Annotated in this window: 22 protein-coding genes, 1 other RNA gene and 2 other annotated features; of the genes, 4 read left to right on the top strand and 19 right to left on the bottom strand. The window is 38.1% G+C overall.

The window, feature by feature from the left end:
* Nucleotides 1-14 precede the first annotated feature (14 nt).
* Nucleotides 15-230 (bottom strand) — a binding site (T-box leader).
* 92 nt (nucleotides 231-322) lie between these two features.
* On the bottom strand, nucleotides 323-1,396 hold the full coding sequence (locus AC6CHV_RS13835) for an AI-2E family transporter (RefSeq protein WP_498079063.1): 1,074 nt from the start codon (nucleotides 1,394-1,396) through the stop codon (nucleotides 323-325).
* A 124-nt stretch (nucleotides 1,397-1,520) separates the two neighbouring features.
* Between AC6CHV_RS13835 and AC6CHV_RS13830 the strand changes: the two genes are divergently transcribed.
* Nucleotides 1,521-2,447, top strand: a complete 927-nt coding sequence (locus tag AC6CHV_RS13830) for an NERD domain-containing protein (protein WP_498079062.1) — start codon at nucleotides 1,521-1,523, stop codon at nucleotides 2,445-2,447.
* A 1,532-nt stretch (nucleotides 2,448-3,979) separates the two neighbouring features.
* On the opposite strand, the gene AC6CHV_RS13825 is transcribed toward AC6CHV_RS13830, so the two are convergent.
* From AC6CHV_RS13825 to AC6CHV_RS13785, 9 genes are all read right to left on the bottom strand, one after another.
* A complete protein-coding gene (locus AC6CHV_RS13825) occupies nucleotides 3,980-4,111 on the bottom strand; it encodes a DUF3918 family protein (protein WP_121447300.1) in 132 nt (43 codons plus the stop codon).
* Nucleotides 4,112-4,135: 24 nt separating this feature from the next.
* Nucleotides 4,136-4,324: a YrzR-like zinc ribbon domain gene (locus AC6CHV_RS13820; RefSeq protein WP_010678234.1), complete on the bottom strand. Its 189-nt coding sequence runs from the start codon at nucleotides 4,322-4,324 to the stop codon at nucleotides 4,136-4,138.
* A gap of 26 nt (nucleotides 4,325-4,350) precedes the next feature.
* On the bottom strand, nucleotides 4,351-4,830 hold the full coding sequence (locus tag AC6CHV_RS13815) for a PRC-barrel domain-containing protein (protein ID WP_121447301.1): 480 nt from the start codon (nucleotides 4,828-4,830) through the stop codon (nucleotides 4,351-4,353).
* 102 nt (nucleotides 4,831-4,932) lie between these two features.
* On the bottom strand, nucleotides 4,933-7,341 hold the full coding sequence (gene recD2 / locus AC6CHV_RS13810; protein WP_498079061.1) for an SF1B family DNA helicase RecD2: 2,409 nt from the start codon (nucleotides 7,339-7,341) through the stop codon (nucleotides 4,933-4,935).
* A 20-nt stretch (nucleotides 7,342-7,361) separates the two neighbouring features.
* The gene (locus AC6CHV_RS13805; protein WP_498079060.1) at nucleotides 7,362-8,024 is read right to left on the bottom strand and encodes a tetratricopeptide repeat protein; all 663 of its coding nucleotides are present in this window, start codon (nucleotides 8,022-8,024) and stop codon (nucleotides 7,362-7,364) included.
* Nucleotides 8,025-8,110: 86 nt separating this feature from the next.
* Complete coding sequence (gene mnmA, locus AC6CHV_RS13800) at nucleotides 8,111-9,223, bottom strand: tRNA 2-thiouridine(34) synthase MnmA (RefSeq protein WP_341330773.1); 1,113 nt, start codon at nucleotides 9,221-9,223, stop codon at nucleotides 8,111-8,113.
* Nucleotides 9,224-9,234: 11 nt separating this feature from the next.
* Complete coding sequence (locus tag AC6CHV_RS13795) at nucleotides 9,235-10,377, bottom strand: cysteine desulfurase family protein (RefSeq protein ID WP_341330772.1); 1,143 nt, start codon at nucleotides 10,375-10,377, stop codon at nucleotides 9,235-9,237.
* A 51-nt stretch (nucleotides 10,378-10,428) separates the two neighbouring features.
* Nucleotides 10,429-10,842, bottom strand: coding sequence for a cysteine metabolism transcriptional regulator CymR (gene cymR, locus AC6CHV_RS13790; protein ID WP_099352159.1), 414 nt, complete (start codon nucleotides 10,840-10,842; stop codon nucleotides 10,429-10,431).
* A gap of 12 nt (nucleotides 10,843-10,854) precedes the next feature.
* On the bottom strand, nucleotides 10,855-11,526 hold the full coding sequence (locus tag AC6CHV_RS13785; RefSeq protein ID WP_494776416.1) for a DUF6198 family protein: 672 nt from the start codon (nucleotides 11,524-11,526) through the stop codon (nucleotides 10,855-10,857).
* A 194-nt stretch (nucleotides 11,527-11,720) separates the two neighbouring features.
* Between AC6CHV_RS13785 and AC6CHV_RS13780 the strand changes: the two genes are divergently transcribed.
* Nucleotides 11,721-13,022 carry a replication-associated recombination protein A gene (locus AC6CHV_RS13780; RefSeq protein WP_440272226.1) on the top strand — a complete coding sequence of 434 codons (1,302 nt, stop codon included), beginning with the start codon at nucleotides 11,721-11,723 and terminating at the stop codon, nucleotides 13,020-13,022.
* A 27-nt stretch (nucleotides 13,023-13,049) separates the two neighbouring features.
* On the opposite strand, the gene AC6CHV_RS13775 is transcribed toward AC6CHV_RS13780, so the two are convergent.
* Both AC6CHV_RS13775 and AC6CHV_RS13770 read right to left on the bottom strand, forming a co-directional pair.
* Nucleotides 13,050-14,000 carry an ABC transporter permease gene (locus AC6CHV_RS13775; RefSeq protein ID WP_341330770.1) on the bottom strand — a complete coding sequence of 317 codons (951 nt, stop codon included), beginning with the start codon at nucleotides 13,998-14,000 and terminating at the stop codon, nucleotides 13,050-13,052.
* Complete coding sequence (locus AC6CHV_RS13770; protein ID WP_341330769.1) at nucleotides 13,993-14,913, bottom strand: ABC transporter ATP-binding protein; 921 nt, start codon at nucleotides 14,911-14,913, stop codon at nucleotides 13,993-13,995. Before AC6CHV_RS13770 ends, AC6CHV_RS13775 begins: the two co-directional genes overlap by 8 nt.
* Before the next feature lie 504 nt (nucleotides 14,914-15,417).
* Here AC6CHV_RS13770 and AC6CHV_RS13765 point away from each other — a divergent pair.
* The gene (locus AC6CHV_RS13765) at nucleotides 15,418-16,113 is read left to right on the top strand and encodes an RsfA family transcriptional regulator (protein WP_498079059.1); all 696 of its coding nucleotides are present in this window, start codon (nucleotides 15,418-15,420) and stop codon (nucleotides 16,111-16,113) included.
* Between the two features lie 31 nt (nucleotides 16,114-16,144).
* Here AC6CHV_RS13765 and AC6CHV_RS13760 read toward each other — a convergent pair whose 3' ends face one another.
* From AC6CHV_RS13760 to AC6CHV_RS13740, 5 genes are all read right to left on the bottom strand, one after another.
* A complete protein-coding gene (locus tag AC6CHV_RS13760) occupies nucleotides 16,145-16,909 on the bottom strand; it encodes a tRNA threonylcarbamoyladenosine dehydratase (protein WP_341330767.1) in 765 nt (254 codons plus the stop codon).
* A 183-nt stretch (nucleotides 16,910-17,092) separates the two neighbouring features.
* A non-coding RNA gene (gene ssrS / locus AC6CHV_RS13755) (6S RNA) lies at nucleotides 17,093-17,285 on the bottom strand.
* 195 nt (nucleotides 17,286-17,480) lie between these two features.
* Complete coding sequence (aspS, locus tag AC6CHV_RS13750) at nucleotides 17,481-19,250, bottom strand: aspartate--tRNA ligase (protein ID WP_440272229.1); 1,770 nt, start codon at nucleotides 19,248-19,250, stop codon at nucleotides 17,481-17,483.
* An 11-nt stretch (nucleotides 19,251-19,261) separates the two neighbouring features.
* Complete coding sequence (hisS, locus tag AC6CHV_RS13745; RefSeq protein ID WP_341330765.1) at nucleotides 19,262-20,530, bottom strand: histidine--tRNA ligase; 1,269 nt, start codon at nucleotides 20,528-20,530, stop codon at nucleotides 19,262-19,264.
* Between the two features lie 91 nt (nucleotides 20,531-20,621).
* Nucleotides 20,622-20,977: a binding site (T-box leader), on the bottom strand.
* A gap of 104 nt (nucleotides 20,978-21,081) precedes the next feature.
* Nucleotides 21,082-21,258, bottom strand: a complete 177-nt coding sequence (locus tag AC6CHV_RS13740; protein ID WP_498079058.1) for a hypothetical protein — start codon at nucleotides 21,256-21,258, stop codon at nucleotides 21,082-21,084.
* Nucleotides 21,259-21,393: 135 nt separating this feature from the next.
* Between AC6CHV_RS13740 and AC6CHV_RS13735 the strand changes: the two genes are divergently transcribed.
* The gene (locus AC6CHV_RS13735) at nucleotides 21,394-23,175 is read left to right on the top strand and encodes an SH3 domain-containing protein (RefSeq protein ID WP_498079057.1); all 1,782 of its coding nucleotides are present in this window, start codon (nucleotides 21,394-21,396) and stop codon (nucleotides 23,173-23,175) included.
* 47 nt (nucleotides 23,176-23,222) lie between these two features.
* On the opposite strand, the gene dtd is transcribed toward AC6CHV_RS13735, so the two are convergent.
* Both dtd and AC6CHV_RS13725 read right to left on the bottom strand, forming a co-directional pair.
* Entirely contained in the window at nucleotides 23,223-23,663 is a 441-nt protein-coding gene (dtd, locus tag AC6CHV_RS13730) for a D-aminoacyl-tRNA deacylase (protein WP_341330763.1), read from the bottom strand.
* 13 nt (nucleotides 23,664-23,676) lie between these two features.
* On the bottom strand, nucleotides 23,677-25,866 hold the full coding sequence (locus tag AC6CHV_RS13725) for a RelA/SpoT family protein (RefSeq protein WP_341330762.1): 2,190 nt from the start codon (nucleotides 25,864-25,866) through the stop codon (nucleotides 23,677-23,679).
* Between the last annotated feature and the right edge of the window lie 199 nt (nucleotides 25,867-26,065).

The raw sequence follows: 26,065 nt of genomic DNA, 5'->3' as shown, positions 1-26,065 counted from the left end.
TCTAATCCCCTAAAAACAGGGACGAGAGTATGCTCGCGGTACCACCCTGATTATGGACACAAAGAAATAGTGTCCATCACCTTCGTATATTGATAACGGTATTCACCGGTAGGTTTACCTACACTCAGGAGTAGCTTTCTGTTACCCTTCATCCGAAATTCCTCTCAGCCTTGGAAATTTCTCTCTGGTTTGATGGTACTGTAACATACTGATTCCTTCATAGTTTTCACTGATTGTGATTAAATTGTTACATTATGTATTACCTAGTTCTTGTCAATTATATTCAAGTCAAAAATGTTTGTCAACGTCGGCGTTCATTGTGTTAATGTTCCTTTCTAGCAACTGTAAAATGCTGTTTCGCGTGAACAATAAACACCTTTAATATGGCTACAACCGGAACAGCCACAATCAGGCCTACCACTCCACCAACTTCTCCTCCTACTAATAACGCCGCTATTATCACAATCGGATGTAATCGTAAGCTTTTCCCGACAATAATTGGTGAAAGCAGGTTTCCTTCGATAAACTGAAGGCCAAACACAACAAGAACCACGATGATAAGCATTTTGATTGAAATGGTTGCAGCTATAATAGCGGCAGGAATTGCACCAATGATTGGACCGAAGTATGGAATGATATTCGTTATACCAACAATGCTTCCAAATAATAAGGGATATTTCATACCGGAAATCCAAAATGCAACTGAAGCTGTTGTTCCAACAAGCAAACAAACAATCAACTGCCCTCTGATATAATTCCCCAACGACTCATCAACATCTTGAAAAAAAAGCTGACCAGCTCTTCTAAGTTTTCGAGGCGTTATATACCAAAGTGCTTTCATCATTTGGTCGTGATCCTTCAACAAATAAAAAACAATGAATGGAATGATAGCAATGATGAAAATGGAATTAAACAATGCTTTCAAAAATTCAATTGTCCTTGAAAGCAGAAAATCCACATAATTTTCTAGCGAATTAAGCAAATCATCAAGCTGTGCGTGAACAAAAGCAGGAAGCTGTGAACTTCCTGATTCAATTTCTTTTAACCAGACCCTGTAGGTCTTACTGAATTCCGGAAAGCTCTCAGCAAGATCCTTGAGCTGTGCAAGAATCACCGGAATTCCTTTGTATATACCAAAACCAACCCCACCGAAAAAAACCAAATAAATCAGTAGGATTGCAAGGGATCTCGGTACTCCACGATTGCTGATTTTTTCGATGATAGGATGTAGTAAATAAGCGATAAAAATAGAAAAAACGAAAGGAACCAGAAATGTTTTTAAGAGTAAAAGAATTGGGAGCCAAACTGGTGCCAATTTCAAAAAAATATAGATAGTCAAAAATGCTAGTAATAATAGTGATATTCTGAAGATCCATTTAATTCTATTTTCACTCATTTCATCCACTCCCTTGTTAGTAGTTTTTGGAGTCTATGCGGTTTTATACGGGTCGTGCTCGTAACCTATAATATTGTAAAAAGAAAGATTATTTTGTAAAATATAGCTGAAAGGATGTGGTAAATTGGTTATAGTTATTAAACCACGTGGTGAAAACATTGAACTAGAGTTACTTCGCTCTTTACGAGTCCACAAAAAATTAGAGGAAGAAGACGAAAACAACTATGTATCCCTCGAAAAAGGCTGGGCAGGTGAAAAACAGTTTGACCAATTGCTTTTAGGCCTCACAAATGAATGCCTCATATTAAACGACCTTCTCCTGAAGGTGAACAACACCCTCTTCCAAATTGATTCCCTGCTTATCACGCAAAAGAAAATATTCATCTTTGAAGTAAAGAACTACGAAGGAGACTATTACATCAAAGATGGACGCTTGCACATTATTAATGGAAAAGAAATCAAAAACCCACTCATTCAAATCTCCCGTAGTGAATCCTTATTTCGGCAACTCCTCCAAGAATTGAAGTTTAATGTCCCCGTTGAATCTCATGTCATATTCATCAACCCAGAGTTTTATTTATATGAGGCACCGGTGAATGACCCTTATGTATTCCATGCGCAACTTGGTCGATTTATTAAAAAACTAGATGCGGGTGCGGCATCTCGGGTTTCCGATGGTCATATTGACTTAGCACATAAATTGGCTTCTTTGCATATAACGAAAAATCCCTATTCGCGCCTGCCTGATTATACATATGAGGAGTTGGAAAAGGGGATTGTTTGTAAGTGTGGGTGCTTGGGATATGAAGATACAAAAGGGCAAACTTTGTTTTGTAAAAAATGTGGCTTTGTAGAGGACAAAGAATTAGCCGTGCTAAGGAGTGTAGAGGAGTTTAGGTTCCTTTTTCCTGAAAAACGTATAACTGTGGATGTTATTTATAATTGGTGTAAGGTTATAAGATCAAAAAAAACAATACAAAGAATCCTATCCAAAAATTTCGATTTGATATCATTTGGCAGAGGCTCATATTATGTAGATAAAAGGAAGTAAAAGTGGTCCGAGACAGTTTTTGGGGGGTATTTATTGGGATGGTTTATTAAACCTTATAGCTGGTATGGCAAATCATAGTTTTATCCAGGGGTGAACCTCTTTCTCTACTTTGCTGGTTCGATAACTCCTAGTTTTATCCAGTTGCGAGCCTCTTTCTCTTCTTTGCTGGTTCGCTAACTCCTAATTTTATCCAGGTGCGGGACTCTTTCTATACTTTGCTGGTTCACCGATTCCTAATTTTATCCAATTGAGAGCCTCTTTCTCGACTTTGCTGGTTCTCTAACTCCTAATTTGTCCAGTTGCGGGCCTCTTTCTACACTTTGCAGGTTCGCTAACTCCTAATTTTATCCAGGTGCGAGCCTCTTTCTCTTCTTTGCTGGTTCGCTAACTCCTAATTTTATCCAGTCACGGGCCTCTTTCTACACTTTGCTGGTTTGCTAACTCCTAATTTTATCCAGTTGCGAGCCTCTTTCTCTTCTTTACTGGTTCGATAACTCCTAGTTTTATCCAGTTGCGAGCCTCTTTCTCTTCTTTGCTGGTTCGCTAACTCCTAATTTTATCCAGTTGCGGGCCTCTTTCTACACTTTGCTGGTTCGCTAACTCCTAATTTTATCCAGTTGCGAGCCTCTTTCTCTTCTTTGCTGGTTCGCTAACTCCTAATTTTATCCAGTTGCGGGCCTCTTTCTACACTTTGCTGGTTCGCCAACTCCTAATTTTATCCAATTGCGGACCTCTTTCTACACTTTGCTGGTTCGCGAACTCCTAATTTTATCCAGTTGCGGAGCTCTTTCTATACTTTGCTGGTTCGCCAATTCCTAATTTTATCCAATTGAGAGCCTCTTTCTACACTTTGCTGGTTTGCTAACTCCTAATTTTATCCAGGTGCGGAGCTCTTTCTATACTTTGCTGGTTCGCCAATTCCTAATTTTATCCAATTGAGAGCCTCTTTCTACACTTTGCTGGTTCGCAAACTCCTAATTTTATCCAGGTGCGGGCCTCTTTCTACACTTTGCTGGTTCGCCAACTCCTAATTTTATCCAGTTGCGAACCTCTTTGGACACTTTACTGGTTCGGTAGCTCCTAGTTTTATCCAGTTACGAACCTCTTTAGACACTTTACTGGTTCGGCAGCTCCTAGTTTTATCCAGTTGCGAACCTCTTTGGACACTTTACTGGTTCGGTAGCTCCTAGTTTTATCCAGTTGCGAACCTCTTTGGACACTTTACTGGTTCGGTAGCTCCTAGTTTTATCCAGTCACGGGCCTCTTTCTACACTTTGCTGGTTTGCTAACTCCTAATTTTATCCAGGTGCGAGCCTCTTTCTCTTCTTTACTGGTTCGATAACTCCTAGTTTTATCCAGTTGCAGGCCTCTTTCTACACTTTGCTGGTTCGCCAACTCCTGATTTTATCCAGTTGCGGGCCTCTTTCTACACTTTGCTGGTTCGCCAACTCCTAATTTTTTTCCAGTTGCGAGCCTCTTTCTCTAGATTTCCAAACCAATACCAAAAAACCCCACATCCGTGGGGTTTTCATTTAAAACATTTTCGTAATGCGTTTGCGCATTTTTTTCATGTTGCGGGCAGACATTACATCTGTTCTTTGCATAATTCCGTATGCCGCAGCACCTAGACCTATAGTGATTAGAGAAGTCATTGTTTTGTTCATATCCTCTTCACTCCTTGTTTAGGATTACATACTGATCCTTCTGTCGTCCTCAGCAAACAGATCATCCAACGAACTGAGTGTGCCATCTTCCTCTACCTGATGTGTGAATATTTGTCCTTTGTTAACAGATAGTTCGATAAAACATCCCCAGCAGTAATATTGGTTGACACCAATTTTACCGATATCTTTACTTTTACAGTTTGGGCACTTCACAGGGTACACCTCACATCATGGAATTCCTAATTTATAGATACGACGATGACATCTTCACCGATTTTTAAAGGCTCGTTGGTTTTGATTACCTTTTTTCCTTCTGTTATATCAGCAAAAAAGCCATCCGTTACTTCATACCCTATAATAGTGCCCACTTCTTCTGTAAAATATACATCTTCAAGTAAGCCTAATTTTTGACCTTCAGAGGATAAAAGCGGCTTTCGGAATAATCCATGATGGGTGTGTAAAAAATATGTGGGTGTATCGGCTTCATTGTCAAGTAGCTCCAAAAGCGACCTGTCCGAAACCATGACACCATCATCTCCAATGGAGGAGATACTTTCGATAGGGACTACTCGATCTCGTTCAAAAAGTCCTTTCCCTTTCAAGATCAGGGCATTCACCTTGCCATCCGATGTGATACAAAGATCTGAAACTCGGCCGAGCTCTTCGGCAGACTTTTCATCATAGACCGGTAAATCCTTGAGTAGTGAGAACGTCCGCAAAGATAATCGCCACCTCTCCGAACATTACTTATCATTCACTTTCAGATAAGGTGTCATACTGTACAAGAGTTTCCAAAAGAAAAAAGCTGGTATCCCCAGCTTTTATTCAACTTCCATATAATCGTATGGAGTAATTCCTTCCATGCCAATATTTGGGTCGGTTTGGAAAATAACCTCTTGATATGACTTTGCCTCTTCAGGTATTTCAACAGGAATAGGAGCTTCCTCCATTGCACCAAAGGTAGTTTTTAACTTTTCGCACAAGGTTGTTTGACGGTTTGTATCGTTTGCACGTTGAACCCCTTGTCTTAATGCGTCTTCTTCGCCACATAGGATGAGGAAGTTTTTGGCTCTCGTTATGGCTGTGTAAATTAAATTACGTCGTAGCATGCGATAATAACCTTTAACAATCGGTAAAATGACAATCGGGAATTCACTACCCTGTGATTTATGAATGGAACAACAATATGCGTGTGTGATTTGGTTTAAGTCCTGTTTTGTATATGTGACTTCATTGCCTTCAAAATTTATAACAACCATATCCTGTTTTTCTGTGTTTTCTTTTGCATAAAAGATCGACTCGATTTCACCAATATCGCCATTAAACACATTATTTTCAGGCTGATTGACGAGTTGAAGCACCTTGTCACCACGCCGATAAACGATATCTCCATATTTTAATTCCCGCTTACCATGTATGGGCGGGTTAAAGAGCTCTTGCAGCATAACATTTAAACTGTCAATCCCTGCAGGACCGCGATACATTGGTGCCAAAACTTGAATATCCTTAACGGAAAAGCCCTTCTTTTTTGCATTATCCGAAACTTGCTTAACCACTTCAAGTACCTGGTTCTGGTAGCACTTTAAGAAAGAGCGGTCCTTTTTAGGTGAGGAAATATCAGGTGGTAGGGTCCCTTTTTTAATATCATGAGCCAATTCAATAATTGACGAACCTTCTGATTGTCGATAAATATCAGTTAGACGAACGGTTGGTACTACTTCAGATGCCAATAAATCCTTTAATACCTGACCAGGACCGACAGAAGGCAACTGGTCTTCATCCCCTACTAGCACAACTTGGACATGCTCCGGTAGTGATTTAAACAACTGATGTGCAATCCAAATATCGACCATCGAAACTTCATCCACTATCAGCAGCTTGCCATTTATCGGATTATCTTCATCATGACTAAAACCCTCGACTCCATTCCATCCAAGGAGTCGATGGATGGTAACGGCAGGAAGACCTGTTGATTCGCTCATCCGTTTTGCCGCACGACCTGTTGGAGCCACTAATAAAACTGGGAAAGGATTTTCGGAATTATAATCTTTTGGGTCTAAGGAGCAACCGTGCAGTTCTCCGTATAATTCAACGATCCCCTTAATAACGGTTGTTTTCCCCGTACCTGGACCACCTGTTAAGAGGAGCATTGGAGACATAAGTGCTTTTTGGATTGCATCTTTTTGCGAAGGCGCATATTGGACTTTGATCCTTTCCTCAAGTGCACCAAGTGCTAGCAAAAATTCAGACTCTGGAAAAAGATTTTCGTATTCAGTTTGTTCCATGACCCGTTTAATATTTGTAATTAATCCTTTTTCAGAAAAATATAGGGTAGGTAAGTAGACCCTGTCCTCTTCAATAACAAGCTTACTTTCTTCTGTTAAACTTATTATTTCCTTAGAAATATCGGTTGCAACGATTTCTTCACGGCTACTTTGTTCTAATAATTGCTGAACACGAATGATTAAATCCTCTGCAGAAAGGTAGACGTGTCCATCTTGTAATGAATCTTGTTCAAGTATGTATAAGCATCCAGCTTTGATTCGGTCTGGGTGATTTCCAGAAATCCCAAGTTGGCGTCCCAATTCGTCTGCTCTACCGAAACCAATACCTTCAATATCTTCGACTAACTTATACGGGCTATGTTGAAGAATTTCAAGTGTTTGCTCTTTATAGACTTGATAAATCCTCATGGAAAGCTGAGGACCAAATCCATATTGAGAGAGACCAATCATAATCTGTTCAAGACCTTGGTGTTCTTGTAGTGTGTCATAAATTTCTTTGGCCTTGTCTGCTGAAAGTTTATCAACCTCCTGCAAGACGTCTGGGTTTGCGATGATCTTTGAAATGGCTCCTTCACCAAGTGTCTCTACAATTTTTTCTGCTGTCTTCTTCCCAATTCCTTTAAAAAGATCACTTGAGAGGTATTGGACGATTCCTTGTTTAGTATGTGGAATTTCTTTTTGGAATTGTTCAACATGGAATTGGATGCCAAACCGCGGATGCTCCTTTAAGCGACCAAAAAAGATGTATGTTTCATTTTCATGAATTCGAGGGAAATACCCTGTTACAACTGCTTCTTTTTCATTATAGTCTTCATTTGTTTCTTGAAGCCTAATCCGAACGACAGAATACAAATTTTGCTCATTATGAAAGATTGTTACTAAATGAGTACCCTTCATAAATTTTCGTTGTTCATCAAATAAATCTAAAGATTCCTGTTGTTCCATTAAGTATCCCCTCCCCTCATTTATTCACTTAATGCTTCACTTACAATCTTTTTCCCGTTTGCTGCAAGCATATGGTCAGGTTGAATTTCTAATGCTTTTTCAAACATGTCGAGTGCTTTTTCATAATCATTCTTAAAACCTGCATAGGCTACACCTAGATTGTAATAGGCATCTGAGTGATTAGGTTCTAATTCAATTACAGAATGGAACGATTTGATTGCTTCGTCAATTACTGCTTCACCTGCTAGGCAGAGGCCATACTGAAATAATGCATCCACATCATTTTCGTTTAATTCAACTGCACGTTTCATATATGGCAGTGCTAATTTTGGCTGGCCAAGCTGAATCAATGTCATCCCTAACATAAAATATGTATCACTATTTTCCAAGCCTGCTTTTAGAGCTTTTTCAAACATATCCTTTGCTTTTAAGAAGTCTTCTTGGTTGTAGAGAAGATTACCAATTCCGTAATAAGCCGTTCCCGCTCCTTCGTCAAGCTCAAGTGCTTTTCTAAAAAAAGCAATCGCTCTTTCAGGGTCACCCACAGCCGCTAAAAGATTGCCAAAGTTAATATAATAAACCGGCTCTTTCGGGTTTTCTTCAATAGCCTGAGTAAAGCATTTAGCTGCTTCTTCGTACTTACCTTCTTGCATATATTCAATGCCTTGTTTATTTAAATCCAATGATATTCAACTCCAGAATCGACTTTTTTTGCACTCATATTATAACACAGGAAAACCCCAACCCTAAATATAGAGTTGAGGTTTCTTCATCCAACATATGTTAGACGTTCTTCATTTTTAAAGACTTTATCAATTGTTGCACCACCGAGGCATTCGTCCCCATTATAGAAAACGACTGCTTGACCTGGTGTTACCGCACGAATGGGTTCATCAAAAATGACTTTAACTGTATTGTCGTCCACCTTTTTAACCGTTACTGCATTATCCGGTTGACGATAACGGAATTTAGCTGTACATTTTACATCCTCTTCAGGTTTCATATCCGAAACCCAGCTAACATTTGTAGCTAAAATGGAATCTGAATATAGAAACTCATTGTGGAAACCTTGGTCAACATAAAGAATATTTTTCTTAAGGTCTTTTCCAATTGCAAACCACGGTTCTCCGCTTCCACCAATTCCAAGGCCATGACGTTGACCAATCGTATAATACATTAAGCCATCATGTTTACCTTTTACTTCACCTGAAAAAGTGACCATGTCGCCTGGTTGAGCAGGTAAATAATTGCTTAAGAATTCTTTAAAATTACGTTCTCCAATAAAGCAAATCCCGGTACTATCTTTTTTTGTAGCAGTCGCAAGGTTTGCTTCTTTTGCAAGCTCCCGCACCTTTGACTTTTCTATATTCCCGATTGGAAACATGACCTTTGAAAGTTGTTCCTGTGTAAGTTGATTTAAGAAATAAGTTTGGTCCTTATTCTCATCTACCCCACGAAGCATCTTGTATTCTCCGTCTCTGAACTCAACACGAGCGTAGTGGCCAGTCGCAAGATAATCAGCACCCAGTGTTAAAGCATGCTCTAAAAAAGCTTTAAATTTAATTTCTTTATTACACATCACATCTGGATTTGGTGTTCTACCTGCTTTATACTCGTCCAAAAAGTAGGTAAAGACTTTGTCCCAATATTGCTTTTCGAAATTGACCGCGTAGTAAGGAATGCCGATCTGGTTACAAACTCGGATTACGTCTTCATAATCTTCAGTGGCAGTACATACCCCATTCTCATCGGTATCATCCCAGTTTTTCATAAATATCCCGATTACATCATAGCCTTGCTCTTTTAGTAAAAGGGCTGCAACTGATGAGTCTACTCCACCAGACATCCCGACTACTACTCGAGTATCTTTAGGATCCTTCATATTTCCACCTCCTATTTCGTTAATCGTGAAACGATTTTTGCTGTTTCTAATGCTGCAGTTTTTATATCTTCAATTGTATTTCCAATACCAAAGCTAAAACGTATAGATGAAGCGATTCGGTCCGAATCTTTTCCAAACATCGCAACCAGGACATGAGAAGGATCAATCGATCCAGCTGTACACGCTGACCCACTCGAAGCTGCAATTCCTTCTAAATCTAAGTTAACAAGCATAGACTCGACGTTTGTACCAGGAAAATAGATATTTAACACATGTGGTAAAGACTTCGCTAAGTCACCATTCACTTCAAATGAGATATCTTTTTCTTTTAATACTGAAACAAAAGCCTCTTTGAAATCTTGGTATAGAGCTTTTTTTTCTCTCATTGTTTTCTTCGCCAACTGTGCAGCAGTTTGTAATCCAATAATCCCTGCTACGTTTTCTGTTCCTGCACGACGTTTCTTTTCTTGTTCTCCTCCAAATAGAAGAGGAGCTAACTTTACTCCCTCTCTCATAAATAAAAAACCGGTTCCCTTAGGGCCATTTATTTTATGAGCTGAAACGGACAGCAAGTCAATTTTATAATGATTGACATCTATATCAACCAGCCCATATGCTTGGACGGCATCTGTGTGAAAAACTGCCTGATGATCCTGAAGAAGTTCTCCAATTTCCCTAATTGGTTGTATGGCTCCTACCTCATTATTGCCAAACATGATTGTCACAAGGATAGTTTCCGGAGTTAGTGCCGCTTCAACATCTTTGACAGAAACGAGTCCAGCCTCATTAACTGGTAAATACGTAACTGTAAATCCTTGTTTCTCCAGATTTTCACAAGTATGAAGTACGGCATGATGTTCGATGGCAGACGTAATGATGTGTTTACCTTTTCCTTGCATCTTCATAGCAGTTCCAATAATGGCTAAATTATCTGCCTCAGTTCCACCGCTTGTAAAGATAATCTCGTTTGGTTTTGCATTGATTGAATCGGCAATGGTTTGTCTTGCTTCATCAACTGCATGACGACTTTTTCGTCCGAAAAAATGAATGCTTGACGGATTGCCAAATGCCTCTGTCATAAAGGGAAGCATACTCTTTACAACATCAGGGTGCATGGGCGATGTGGCTGCATGATCTAAATAAATATGCTGCATCTGATCAGCCCTCCTTTTTTAAAAAAGTAACGTTATTATGACATGTTTTTCTTAAATGTAAAACATATATGCATCGTTTCCATCGCTATGGCTTGCGAGGTCTTCGAGTGTAGTACTGTCTAGTACTTCTTTTACAGCATCTCGTATTCGTATCCATAATTCCCGTTTTGCTGGCTCTTCATCCTCTAGAACTTCTACAGGGCTAATTGGTCCCTCAAGAACGAGAATAACATCTCCTGCTGTAATTTTTGTAGGTTCATCCCCTAATACATAGCCTCCATAGGCACCACGAATACTTTTCACCAATCCTGCATTACGTAAAGGTGATATTAATTGTTCAAGATAGTGTTCAGAAAGTTCGTGTTTTGCTGCAATTGATTTTAGGGAGAGCGGTCCTTTTCCATGATTTTTTGCAAGTTCAATCATGATTGTGAGACCATATCTACCTTTTGTTGATATTTTCATTCACTTTCACCTCTAATTACTAAAATGATTCACTTCAACTACTCGTGTCTTCGCCAATTTCTGTTTTAATACATCATGCATTCGTTGAGTTTGTGGCAATGCAAAACCTGCGATATAGCCTATACCTACACAATATATTAAAGTTCCGATAAAAACAGGTCCTCCTAACAACCAACCAATCGTTAGTACAATAATTTCCATTCCTGTACGTATATATTGCACTTTCCAATTAGTGAGTTGGGTTAGTGCTAGCATCAGACTGTCTCTTGGACCTGCACCAACACTCGCTGATATATAGATTCCCATCCCATATCCGTTAATAAGTAATCCCATCAACAGCATGATTAATTTCCCGATAAAACTTTCTGGTGTTACAAGGAAAGGAGCCATCATGAACATATCAATGAAAATACCTACTGATATCATATTTAAAAAAGCACCAATTTGAGGCAGTCGCTTTAATAATAATGAGGATAGGAACAAAACAAAAAAGCCGACAATGATCGACCATGAACCAATAGTGAGACCAATTTGTTTAAATAGTCCGATATGCAAAACATCCCAGGGTGATGCCCCAAGCTCTGCTTTGATTATCATGACTACCCCCAATGACATAATTAACATCCCGATAAAAAAAGTAGACCACTTCAAAATGTGGCGGCTAAAGCTAATCTGTGCTCGCAATTTCCTCACTCCATCTCTTATGTCTCCCACTGTTGCATAACTTTTCTCTATTTGCTATTTCGATTTCGTCTAAACTCACGACATTATATCATAAATTGCATTGTATTTGTATTTTATCGGGTCGAAACGTATGATAAAGTTGATGTACATACATTAAAATTATTAGGATTTTGTTGGCTAAGGGGATGAATGTTTTGCTTTTTGAATCACTTATCGAAGCACCTTTATCGTACCGAATGCGCCCCAAGCATATTGAAGAAATTCTTGGACAAAAGCATATTATTGGTAAGGATACAGCTTTATATAAAATGATTATGAATGGACATGTTCCTTCCATCTTACTTTACGGTGAACCTGGAATTGGAAAAACTTCCATTGCAACAGCGATTGCTGGTACGGTTGATATGCCATTTATCTCAATTAATGCAACAACTGCTGGGAAAAAGGATATAGAGGATGCTGTTTCAACCGCAAAAGCGGAAGGGAAGTTAATATTTTTCATTGATGAAGTCCATCGTTTTAACAAAGCGCAACAAGATTATTTGCTTCCACATGTTGAAAGAGGTTTGATATCATTAATCGGGGCAACAACGGAAAACCCGTTCCATGATGTAAACCCTGCGATTCGGAGCAGATGTGGACAGATTAAAGAGCTTCGTCCATTAACAAAAGAAAATATAAAAGAATTAATATTGCGTGCATTAGCGGATTCAGAACGTGGACTTGGCGATTTACAAATTTCAATTTCAGAAGAAGCAATAGATCTCATTTCATCGTCGACAAAAGGAGATGCACGTTCTGCTATGAATGTGTTAGAGGATGTTGTTATGGCCTCAAAAGTGAGAGACAGTGAAGTCGTTGAAGTTGACATAGAGCTAGTTAAGGAATGTGTTGAAAATAAGGGCTTTTCCCATGACAAAGATGGGGATCTTCATTATTCACTTCTCTCCTGTCTTCAAAAAAGTATCCGTGGTAGTGATGTAAATGCGGCGTTACATTATTTAGCAAGACTAATTGAAGGTGGAGATTTAGTTTCAATTTGCAGACGTCTAACGGTAATTGCCTATGAAGATATTTCAATCGCTGCACCTGAGGTTGGGGCTCATACAATTGCTGCTTGCCAGGCTGTAGAACGATTAGGGCTGCCCGAGGCACGCATTCCACTAGCAAATGTTGTGATTGAACAGTGTCTATCACCCAAAACAAATAGTGCTTATAAATCACTGGATAAGGCAATTGAAGATATTCGAAAGGGAAATATCGGGGAAATTCCAGATCACCTGCGAGATGCCCATTACAGCGGTGCAAAAGAATTAGGTCATGGAATTGGCTATAAATATCCACATGACTATCCAAATGGATGGGTTAAGCAGCAATACTTACCAGAACTACTAAAGAACAGAAAATACTTTAAACCCAAACAAAATGGACAAGAAAAATATTTTGCAAAAGTATATGATCGACTTGAACAATTACAAAAAGAGGGGGAGAAATAGACTAAACTATTTCTTCCCCCTTATTTATTAAGCAGCAACATCACGTTTCGTAAAGACAAACCACGTTAATGTATTAAAAATGACAAAATAAATAATTAACATAATAACTGAAAATGTCATCGTCATTCCTTCAACTAGAACATATCCAGTTAAATATTGAGATAAATCTGTATTCGCAAATAGAATGTATTTTGCCCACTCAAACTTTGTGGCCAAAAGGGCTGTAACATTCACTCCTACAAACATTAAGAAGATTGCTAAACCAATTGCTAGACCACTATTTCTAAAAATAGTAGAAATCATAAATGCAAATGTTGACATCATGATTAAATTAATTGATTTTAATCCGAAGACCCCGAGAATATGTGAAACCATATGAACCTCATGTACGGCGCCATCTCTATAAACAAGGTGAGGTGTAGAGCCTTCTATACCAAAGAATATACTACCTACTAAAAATGAAACTACAAATAGTAAAACTAAAGAAAATAACGCAAACAAAATGGTAGCTAAATATTTTGACAGAAGAATCTTCGCTCTTGATACTGGTCGTATTAATAATAATTTAATGGTTCCCCAAGTAAATTCAGAGGCAACACTACTCGCACCAACAACTATTGTAAACAATGTAATCAATGAAACAATTTCTGCAGCAATCGTCATAAAATTCCAGGTAGATCTAGATTCCACCGGAGCAATATCATGCTCGATTCGATATTCATTAATCGCTAATTCTTTTTTTGATATATCCTTTACCATGTCAGGTAAGTCTTCGCTCGCTAAATCTGTCTTATACATTTCATTCTGTTGTTGTAAGTTTTGTTTCCATTGTTCATCAACAGAGTCTGAAGCAGTGATATTCATTACAATTCCTACAACTACAGCTACTGCTATCAATATTACAAGCATAATCCAAGTGGAAATTCGACGGTAAATTTTCATATTTTCATTTTGTATCAGTTTCACGATATTAGCCAATTCTGCTACCTCCTGTTACTTCTAAGAATCGGTCTTCTAGTGATTTGGAAAGCTGTGTGATTCCAAACACCTGAATCTCATTTTTTACAAGACTAGCATTTATTTGCGGGATCATCCCATGTTCAATGTTAAGTTCAATTCCTTTTTCGGTTTGTTTTACTTCAAGTGCAGGGTATTCAGCTGATAGTATTGATAGAGTTTTTTCTACATTACCCACTTGGAAATGGACTCTAATGCTTGTTTCTTCATTCATAAAATCAGTGACTTTTTGTACACCCACTAATCTACCATCTTGTATAATTCCAATCCGATCACACATCATTTCCATTTCAGAGAGCAAGTGACTGGAAACAATTACAGCTAAGCCTTCTTCCCTAGCAAGCTTTCGAATATAATCGCGAACTTCACGAATTCCAGCAGGATCTAATCCATTTGTTGGTTCGTCTAGAATCAAAATCGAAGGACTGTGTAATAATGCTTGAGCAATACCTAAGCGCTGTCGCATCCCCAATGAATAGGTTTTAACCTTCTCATTGATTCTCTTTTCAAGACCAACAAGCTTTGTTACCTCAAGGATTCTTTCTTTTGATACACCGTTTACCATCCTTGCATAGTGAACAAGATTTTGATATCCCGTTAAAAACTTATACATTTCCGGGTTTTCAACAATGCCGCCAATATGTCTTACAGCTTGTTCAAAATTCTTGGCAACATTTGTTCCTTTTATCATGACTTCACCATCAGTGATGGACATTAGCCCTACAAGCATTCGAATCGTAGTCGTTTTACCAGCGCCGTTTGGCCCTAAAAAGCCGAAAACTTCACCTGGATATACATCAAAGGAAATTCCCTTAATGATTTCTTTTTTACCAATTGTCTTTTTTACATTTTTTAATTGTAAAACTGGTTGCACATTTTTTCCCCCTATCAGTTTGTGAGATTCATTTGTGTAGAATCTCGTTCGCCGTTTACCGGATTATGCGACAATACTACTTACGTATTATAGATGAAAAAGTTCCCATTTTTTTAGGTTATGAGAGAAATTAACAATACTTTTACATTGCAAATGCAGTCCCTGTACTCCTTATGTAGTATTTTCTTTTTGATAAAACTATTAATGTATAAAACAAATAGAACGTGGTCATGCTAGATATAAAGAAAAAATCTATTATTTTAAATCAATTAAAGTGTTCAAAAAAGAGGTTGAAAAGGACCGAGTAGTTCAAGGCGGCGCAGCTTTGAGTACCGGAACGTATGCAGTTAATACGTGAGGAACGAAAAAGCTAGCCAACGACTTCCACAGGATGTGGTGACTTCGACGTTCGACACAGGACGTGTCGGTATTTAGTCGAAGATCCTCTTGTATCGCGGCATTTTCTGCCGACTTTTTGAACATCATCTAAAGGGAGTTGGTTATATGAAAGTAAGACAAGACGCATGGTCACATGAAGATGATTTATTATTAGCTGAAACTGTTTTACGCTACATACGTGAAGGTGGAACTCAATTAGCTGCTTTTGACGAAGTAGGCGATAAATTAAACCGTACATCAGCGGCATGTGGGTTTAGATGGAATGCGGAAGTCCGAAATAATTATGAGCAAGCAATTGCTATTGCAAAAAAGCAGCGTAAAGAAAGAAAACGAGCATTAGAAAGAATGAACAAGGATAAAGGAACATCTCAAGAAAAACCAGTCAGTCAGGAGGCATTTGTAGAAGAAACACCTGCACCTGTTTATATCGAGGAGGTTTCTGCGGAACTAATCCCTTCATCTAAATCATTCAGTAGTCCAATCAATAATTCAATTACGCTTGAAGATTGTATTTCATTCTTATCTTCATTACGTCATAATGATTTTCTTTCGAATCAGTTAGAAATGGAAAATAATCGGTTGCATCGTGAAAACGAATCATTAAAGCAACAAACTAAAGAGCTTGAGAAGAGACTTGAAAAGTTATCTGACCAACAGACTATCATTCAAGAAGACTACCAAGCACTTGTACAAATTATGGACCGTGCAAGACGCTTAGTAATGTTTGAAGATACAGAGGATCGTAACTCCCCGACATTCCGAATGGATAAAAACGGGAATCTTGAGCAATTAGCAAAATAGGAAAAACGTGGCTATCATGGCCACGTTTTTTTTATGAGTCCTTAACTCTAGTTATTTTGATGTCCTTCAGCAATTCCCGAACAACATAGCTAGCCATTATTAGTCCACAAGCGGATGGAACAAACGCATTAGAGGATGGTGGCATTTTTGCTTTACGAATTTTAGCATTCTCATCAGTGATTTCCTTACGAACATCTTCCCGAATAACGATTGGGCTTTCATCTGAGAACACAACCGGAATACCTTTACGGATTCCTTCTTTTCTTAATTTGGTACGGATTACCTTTGCAATTGGATCCGTATGAGTTTTTGAAATATCTGCAATCATAAAACGGGTTGGATCCATCTTATTTGCAGCACCCATACTTGAGATGATTGGAATATTTCGTTGTAAACATTCCTTCATAAGATGAATTTTATACATAATCGTATCTGATGCATCAACAACAAAGTCTAGATCATAGCTAAAAAATTCTTCGTAAGTTTCTTCTGTATAAAACATTTTAAGAGCGATTACTTCACAGTCAGGATTAATATCTGCGATACGCTCCTTCATTACGTCTACTTTTGATTGACCAATAGTAGAAAGTAAAGCAGGTAACTGACGGTTAATATTTGTGATATCCACATTGTCCTTATCTACGAGGATTAATCGTCCAACACCAGAGCGTGCGAGCGCCTCTACTGAGAAAGAACCAACGCCACCCACTCCAAGAACAGCTACTGTACTGTTTTTAAGGATATCTACCCCGCGCTTACCTACTGCTAGTTCATTTCGTGAAAATTGGTGTAACATATCTTCAACTCCATTGGGTATCAAATTCAATGTGATTTTTATTTTTACCAGAACTAGAATATAACATACTTTCGACACATTTCAAGTATTTCTATGTGAATTTATGTGTTTTAAATATAAAAACATAAATAACCCCTGTTCACACAATGTAAACAAGGGTTTGTTCTTGTATAAAGTATCCTTAGAAGTCCCAATCGTGCAGTCGATGCCTTAGTTTTGAACCCGCTCACCGCAGGTGGGCACCCTGTTTCGACTTTTGTAAGTCCTCTTTTTAAGTATAGATGAGGCATTTACGCAAGTGCGAAAACTCCGGGCTCCCGTATAATCTATTGTTCGGTCAAAACAATAGGTTATACGACAAACACATCAGGACTTCTAACTTTAAAGGATGTTCAAAAAGTGCGGTGAATATGACACATCGAATTTCCACGTTGCCTTGATTCTCCGGTACTCAAAGCTGCGCCCTTGAAATTCTCGGTCCTCTTCATCCACCTTTTTGAACTTTATTTCTTGTCAACATATTAACACACGAAATTCGTCTTTACAAGTTGACCTAAAAGGGTTTTGTTCGCTATTTTCGTACATTTAACGACAAATACAAGTCATTTAATTGCGCTTTGCTAACTTCACCAGGAGCGTCTGTTAAAAGATCACTTGCACTTGCAGTTTTAGGGAAAGCAATCGTATCACGTAAGTTAGTTCTACCTGCTAGAAGCATGACTAGTCGGTCTAAACCTAGTGCAATACCACCATGTGGTGGAGTACCATATTCAAATGCTTCTAATAGGAATCCGAACTGTTCTCTTGCTTCCTCATCTGTAAATCCTAAAACGTTGAACATTTTTTCTTGGATATCGCGTTCGAAAATACGGAGTGAACCTCCACCTAATTCATACCCATTTAATACAAGGTCATACGCCTGTGCTTTGACTTCCCATGGCTTGCTTTCAAGTAACTCAATATCCTCTCTCGCTGGCATTGTAAACGGATGGTGAGCTGCATAATAACGACCATCTTCTTCATCAAATTCTAAAAGTGGCCAGTCCGTTACCCAAAGGAAATTAAACTTAGATGCATCGATTAAATCAAGGTCTTTTCCAAGTTTTAAGCGTAGTGCTCCAAGTGCATCTGCAACTACATTTGGTTTATCTGCTACAAAGAATAGTAAGTCTCCCGCTGTAGCTTCTAATACAGTTCTTAATGCTTTTTGCTCATCTGCATCAAAAAACTTTGCGATTGGCCCTTTTAACTCATCTTCTTCAACTTTTAACCATGCAAGTCCTTTTGCACCGTAACGATTTACATATTCAGTAAGGCCGTCAATGTCTTTACGAGTATATTTATCTGCAGCACCTTTTGCATTGATTGCTTTTACCTGCCCACCAGTCGCTACTGCATTGCTGAACACTTTAAATCCGCTATCTTTTACAACTTCAGAAAGATTAATTAATTCCATTTCAAAGCGCGTATCAGGTTTATCTGAGCCGTAACGGTTCATTGCATCTGCATACGTTAATCGAGGCAATGGAAGTTCGATATCCATACCTTTTACGTCCTTCATTAATTTCTTCATCATTTGTTCTGTCATAGCAATGATGTCCTCTTGACTCATGAAGGACGTTTCAATATCGATTTGTGTAAATTCAGGCTGTCTGTCTGCACGTAAGTCTTCATCTCTAAAACAACGTGCAATCTGGTAATAACGATCAAATCCACCCACCATCAATAATTGTTTAAATATTTGTGGTGATTGTGGAAGTGCGTAAAACTCACCTGGGTGGACACGGCTTGGTACAAGATAATCACGTGCGCCCTCTGGTGTACTCTTTGTTAAAATCGGTGTTTCAATGTCTAAGAAGCCTTCGCCATCTAGATACTCGCGAATGGATTTTGTAACATTGTGACGCATTTGGAATGTTTCAAACATAGCCGGTCTACGAAGATCTAAATAACGATATTTCAAACGTAAATCTTCTGAAACCTCTGTACGATCTTCAATCATAAATGGAGGTGTTTTTGCTTCATTTATGATATTTATATCAGAAACCTTGATTTCGATTTTTCCAGTCGGGATATTGTTGTTTATTGTTGCTTCATCACGAGCTACAACAATACCTTCTACACCTAGTACATACTCATTTCTTACCGTTTCAGCAATTTCTAATGCTTCCTTAGATTCTTCAGGATTAAATACGATTTGAACAATTCCACTTCTGTCTCTTAGATCAATAAAAATAAGTCCACCTAGGTCTCTGCGTCTTTGAACCCAGCCCTTTAGTGTTACTTTTTCACCAATTGCTTGTTCGGTTATTTCACCACAATAATACGTTCTTCCAGACATGTTTCCCACTCCTAATGACTTTTTTCAACTATATATGATATCAATTGCTCAAGTTGGACTTCTTCTTGATGACCTGAATCCATGTTCTTCACGTTAATAACTTTTCTTTCCAATTCTTCATCGCCCAAGATCGCAACAAATTTGGCTTGTAATCTGTCAGCTGCTTTGAATTGGCCTTTTACTTTTTTATTTAAATAGTCCTTTTCTGCAACCAATCCTGCTTTTCTAAGTTCATTCACGAGGAATACAGATTTAGCTGATGCAGCCTCTCCGATAGCAGCTACATAGCAATCCACTCTTTCTTCAACTGGTAGTTCAATACCTTCTGCATTCAGAGCGGCTAAGAGTCTTTCAATACTTAACGCAAAACCGATACCTGGAGTTTCAGGTCCACCAAGACTTTCAACTAAACCATTGTAGCGTCCACCACCACAAAGTGTTGTAATGGCTCCAAAGCCCTCTGCATCACTCATAATCTCAAATGCAGTATGGTTATAGTAATCTAAACCTCTTACAAGTCCAGAATCAACTTCGAAGTCAATTTCTAAATCAGTTAAGTAAGACTTTACCTTATTGAAATATTCACTTGATTCGGCATTTAAATATTCCAAAATCGAAGGTGCCGTGTGCATTAATTCATGGTCCCTGTCCTTTTTACAATCGAGGATACGCATTGGATTTTTCTCAAGTCTAGAATTACAGTCTGAGCAAAACTCATCAATTCTAGGTGAAAAATGTGCGATTAGCGCATCGCGGTGTGCACTTCTACTAGATTTATCACCAAGGCTGTTAATGACAAGTTTTAGTTTTTTCAATCCAAGTGATTTGTAGATTTCCATCGCGAGTGCGATAACTTCAGCATCGATACTAGCATCGTTGCTTCCTAATGCCTCAACTCCAAATTGGACAAACTGACGGAACCGACCTGCTTGCGGTCGTTCATAACGGAACATAGGGCCGCAGTAGTATAGCTTGGTTGGTTGTGATGGGTTACCAAACATTTTGTTTTCTACATATGAACGAACTACAGCTGCTGTACCTTCAGGTCGAAGGGTTAGGCTTCGTTCCCCACGATCTTCAAAGGTGTACATTTCTTTTGTTACGATGTCGGTGGTCTCCCCTACACTTCGTAAGAAAAGTTCTGTATGTTCAAATATTGGCGTCCGTATTTCCTTATAATTAAATCTTTTGCATAGATCTCGGGCCATCTCCTCGATATATTGCCATTTTTCCACATTACCTGGAAGGATGTCTTGCGTTCCTCTAGGAATATTAACCATTTATTTACTCCTCCTTACTCAAAGAAAAGATATGTATTTACACTTCTGGGATAACAAACAAAACAAAAAAGCTCCCATCCCTACAATTTCTTGTAGGGACGAGAGCTTATAGTTCCCGTGGTGCCACCCTAGTTAAAACCTAATGCCAAATAATCGGCGAATCTCTTCGTTAGCAGCGTTTTCTACATACTCATACACCAAAAAACGTGCACTCCGTCTACCGAAATCTTGCTACCTCGACCTTCTTGGTCTTTTAGAGACTTTAGATTTTCACTCGATCAGTTAACGCCTGAAACGTTCAACTCCTAGTAGAGCAAATTGCTTTTTCAGAGAGAAACCTAAGAGGTGTTCGTTCAATAAGTCATCATGTAGGAATGCTTGCAGCCTATGACATTCCCTCTCTATTCATGTGTAGTCCTATTTACTTTTCCCCATCACTGGTTCATAATATCATATTTTTTTGTAGAATTTTATATTATCATACGTATGAACTCGATACATGTCAAGTTTATGATTCAATTTTTTATTTTTTTTAGAACAAAAAGGTTATTTTAGGAACGATGTAATTGTTTTTTTAAGTTTCGTACATCTTTAAGTGAAACACCAAATTCACTAGCTAATTCCACATAGGTTGATGATTGTTCCTTCTGAATAAAGTCGTGGAAATCAACCCCGAATAGATTTCCTCCTGTATTTTGTACATTGTTGCTTTTTTCGCTAAATCTCATCCTTTTCGCCCCTTTTTCATGGTAAGATATTACGTATCTTTCCCTTTTTTAAGAAATTATTTCTTTTAAACAGGAATTTTTTTATTTTTAGCGAATCTTTATAAAGCTATGCTTTTTACTCAAGGAGGCTTTTACGTGTTACACAAGATTTTTAAAATAGGACTAGCGTTCCTACTCGCGATTATTTTTTCAGTTACAACCAACCCGGGAAATCTTACAAAAGCTGAACAAATCGCAATTATTGACACCACCATACTAAACGTGAGGGACGGCCCCGGACTCTCCTACTCAAGAACTGCACAGGTCAAACAAGGAGAGAAATTTACCATCATCGAAAGAAAAAATGATTGGGTAAAGTTACAACTTTCTACTGGAAAAACAGGCTGGGTAGCTTCTTGGCTTATTAAAGAAACTCAAACTAATTCTACCCAATCTGGTACATCGTCCACCGTTGTTTCAACTGTAGATGGACTTAGATTTCGTAGCGGTCCAGGAACAGGATTCCAAGTGATCGGATCGTTAAACAAGGGAAATGAAGCTGGTTTTATTGAAGCAAATGATAATTGGTCAAAAATCTCTTATAAAGGACATATTGGCTGGGTTTCCTCACAATTCTTAACAACAAAGCAAACATCTGGTTCTACGAATTCAAAACCAAATTCAAATTCTGGTACATCAAAGAAAACAGGAACTGTTACAGCTTCAATCTTAAATGTACGCGATCAACCTAATTCGCAAGGAAGAATTGTAGGAAAGTTAAAGCAAAATGCTACTGTTACGATTACTAATGAAAGAGAAAAATGGTTAGAAATTAAATTTGGCAGTGGCTCTGCTTGGATACATAGGGATTTTGTTGCAGGTATTTCTTCTTCAGGAGAAAAACCATCTCAGCCTGCTGCACCTCCACAAAGTCCAACAAATCAAGGAAAAATTGGAAAAGTGACAGCATCCAGCTTAAATGTGCGAGATAGTGGCTCCCTTTCAGGGAGAATTATTGGCAGTTTGAAGCAGGGGAATAAAGTCACTATTCATGAAGAAGTAAATAATTGGAGCCATATTACGTTGCCAAATGGGAATAAAGGATGGGTCGCTAGTTGGTATCTTGACGTTCAGTTGGATTCACAACGTGAAACCCCAAACAACTCTGAATCTACTGTAAAAATTCTTTACAATGGAACAAATATTCGTTCAGGTTCATCTACTTCAACTTCAGTGGTTGCTCGTGCGAATGAAGGGGATTCCTTTGCAATGGTAGCAAAGGAGGGTGACTGGTATAAAATCAACCTTCCGGGCAATAAAATTGGATATGTTGCAGGTTGGCTCGTTTCCTTTAGTGGATCAAACCAAATTGTAGAAAGACCTGGTGTTAATCAATATTTAAAGGGAAAAACTATCGTGATTGATCCTGGTCATGGCGGAAATGATAGTGGAGCCATTGGAGTAAGTGGTACTTATGAGAAAACACTAAATCTACATACAGCAAGAATGGTATTTGATAAATTAAGTGCATCAGGTGCAAATGTAGTTCTGACACGAAATAGCGATAATTATGTCAGTCTTCGCTCAAGAGTGAGTATTTCACATTATCGAAGTGCAGATGCTTTTGTAAGTATCCATTATGATAGCATTTATGATCGAAATGTTCGTGGCGTTACATCTTATTATTATAAAAACAGCGATGTTGGACTCGCTTCTAACATTCAAAAAGAGTTAGTCAAGAATACAGGATTTAAAAACAGAGAACACCGTCTAGGTAATTATCAAGTGTTACGTGAGAACCTTAATCCATCTGTTTTATTAGAATTAGGATTTCTCAGTAATCCGACTGAAGAATATACAGTTAACACAAATACGTTCCAAGAAAATGTTTCGAACGGAGTCTATTATGGACTAGCTCAATATTTTAAGGGAAAATAATTTTTCAACAAAAATGCCCCAAAAGCAAATCGCTTTTGAGGCATTTTTTATTTACTCTCAATGATTAAAGTAACTGGTCCAACATTTGTGAATTGAACATCCATCATCGCTCCAAATGAACCTGTTTCAACATGTACACCTTTTTCACGAATTTCTGCATTAAAAAGGTCATACATTTTTTCTGCAAATTCAGGTTTAGCAGCATCCATAAAGTTTGGACGCCTTCCCTTTCGGCAATCCCCGTATAACGTGAATTGAGATACTGAAAGAATATCTCCTTTAACATCAAGCAGTGATTGATTCATTTTCCCTTCATCATCTTCAAAAATACGAAGGTTCACAATCTTGTCTGCTACATATTTAATATCTTCCATTGTATCGGTATGTGTAATTCCAACTAAAAGCATTAAACCATTCTTAATGGCTCCGACTACTTCATTTTGAACCACTACACGCGCGTTTTTTGCACGTTGTACAACAACTTTCATGACAACTTATCTCCTAACTCATGACACGTCGAACTGAATAAATATCACGAATTTGCTTAATCCGTTCTACAACTTTATGAAGATGACTTACATTTTGTATGGAAATCGACATGTTGATTGTAGCTACTTTATTACGGTCGGATCTTCCGGAAACAGCTGAAATATTCGTCTTTGTTTCATTAACAGCCTGAAGAACCTCATTTAATAATCCACGACGATCAAATCCGTTTATCTCAATTTCAACATTAAATTCTTTACGATCATTTATATTACTTTCCCATTCAACCTCAATGAGTCGCTGCTGAGCATCCTCAGTATGAACATTTTGACAATCTGCACGATGTACGGATACACCTCTACCTTTAGTAATGAATCCAACAATTTCATCTCCAGGTACCGGATTACAACATTTTGAGAGGCGGATTAGTAAGTTATCAATCCCTTGAACCTGTACGCCCGAATCACGTCTTTTCGAACGAGATGAAACTTGTTTAACCTCAGATACGGTTTCAATAACTTGTTCTAAGTCACGCTGTTTTCTCAATTTATCAGTCAATCGATTTGCAATTTGAGCTGCAGTAATGCCGTTATATCCAATCGCTGCATACATATCCTCTTCATTTGAAAAATTAAATTTCTCAGCAACCCTTTTTATATTATCAGGTGTTAAAATATCCTTTACTTCAAATTCCAAGTTGCGAATTTCTTTTTCAACAAGCTCTTTCCCTTTTTCAATATTCTCTTCACGACGTTGCTTTTTGAAGAACTGACGAATCTTATTTTTAGCTTGGGATGTTTGGGCGAGTTTAATCCAGTCCTGGCTTGGGCCATAGGAATGCTTCGAAGTTAGTATCTCAATGATATCCCCTGTTTTCAACTGATAATCTAAGGTCACCATTTTTCCATTTATTTTTGCACCAATTGTTTTATTACCAATTTCCGAGTGAATGCGGTATGCAAAGTCAATCGGAACAGAACCAGATGGTAATTCTATGACATCACCTTTAGGTGTAAAGACGAAAACCATGTCAGAAAACAAATCAATTTTTAAGGACTCCATAAATTCTTCGGCATTTGACGCATCATTTTGCCATTCTAATATTTCACGGAACCATGTTAATTTTTCCTCAAATGACGATTGTGTGTTGACCTGTTTCCCTTCTTTATATGCCCAATGCGCTGCAATCCCGTATTCGGCAATTTGGTGCATCTCAACAGTTCGAATTTGAACTTCCAGTGGGTCACCCTTCGGACCAATTACTGTAGTGTGTAAGGATTGATACATATTTGGCTTAGGCATCGCAATATAATCTTTGAATCTTCCTGGCATCGGCTTCCAGCAAGTATGGATGATTCCTAAGACTGCATAACAATCTTTAATGCTATTTACAACGATTCTTACTGCAAGTAGATCATAAATCTCATTAAATTGCTTATTTTGGAGAACCATTTTCCGATAAATGCTATAGATATGTTTAGGTCGGCCTGAAATATCAGCTTTGATCGAAACCTCATCAACATGTTCTTTAACATCTTTAATGACTTCCTCGAGATACTCCTCGCGTTCCGCACGTTTCTTTTTCATCAGGTTAACAATCCGATAGTATTGCTGTGGATTTAAATATCTTAAAGCTGTATCTTCAAGCTCCCATTTAATTTTAGATATCCCAAGTCGATGTGCTAATGGAGCAAAAATTTCAAGCGTCTCATTGGAAATCCTGCGCTGTTTTTCTGGTGGGAGATGCTTTAAAGTACGCATGTTGTGCAATCGGTCAGCTAGCTTGATTAAAATAACACGAATGTCCTGAGCCATTGCAACAAACATTTTACGATGATTTTCAGCCTGTTGTTCTTCCTGAGATTTGTATTTAATTTTTCCTAACTTTGTGACTCCATCGACAAGCATCGCTACTTCCGGAGTAAATGCATCACTAATTTCTTGAAGCGTTACATTCGTGTCTTCCACTACATCGTGTAGAAAACCACCCGCAATTGTTGAAGGATCCATCTCAAGATCAACTAAAATGCCTGCCACTTGAACGGGGTGAATGATGTACGGTTCACCAGATTTGCGAAACTGCTCGCGATGAGCTTCTTCAGCAAATTTATAAGCTCGTTCAATAAATTCCAGATCCTTATTATTCAAATATTTTCTTGCCTTTTCTATCACTTGCTCAGGAGTTAAGACCTGTTCGTTTGCCATGGATTTTATCACCTTTTTATAAATTGAAGATTCAAATATAGTCTCTTTGAATCATTTTTAAAATATAGAATTAAAAAGATTATTGTTTCTATTATCTTGAAAATCTTGATAGATGTAAAGGGAAATAACATAAATATAAACTATAAAGTCTAAAAATTCTTTACCTACGGGTTGTAGAAAGGATTCTATTAAAAAAAGC

The organism is Ferdinandcohnia sp. GQ5 (assembly GCF_059759275.1).
This window is presented reverse-complemented; position numbering and strand designations above follow the sequence as displayed.